General features: G+C 41.3%; 1 protein-coding gene. It reads right to left on the bottom strand.

The annotated features are described in order from the left end of the window. A partial coding sequence (locus SB756_RS32885; RefSeq protein ID WP_410913613.1) for a DDE-type integrase/transposase/recombinase occupies positions 1 to 252 on the bottom strand: 252 nt, incomplete at both ends.

Genomic DNA, 252 nt, shown 5'->3' with positions numbered 1-252 from the left:
TTAAGCATGTCAGTCACTAGTGGTAGCGTGACAGATGTCCTTACCTCATAGCTGACCACTTCTTGGTTAAATAGGTCTATTACCGGTGACAGGTATACCTTTTCTCCATTGACTTTAAATTCAGTGACATCGGTCACCCATTTTTGATTGGGCTTCTTTGCCGTAAATTCACGTTTGAGAACATTTTCAGCGATTCTACCGACTTCACCTTTGTAAGAGGTGTAGCGTTTAGGTCTGACTTTTGATTTCAAG

Origin of the sequence: Pseudomonas sp. SIMBA_068, from assembly GCF_046534705.1 — a bacterium.
Classification (GTDB): Bacteria; Pseudomonadota; Gammaproteobacteria; order Pseudomonadales; family Pseudomonadaceae; genus Aquipseudomonas; species Aquipseudomonas putida.
Note: the sequence above shows the minus strand (reverse complement) of the source record. Positions and strands in the feature narration are given on the sequence as shown.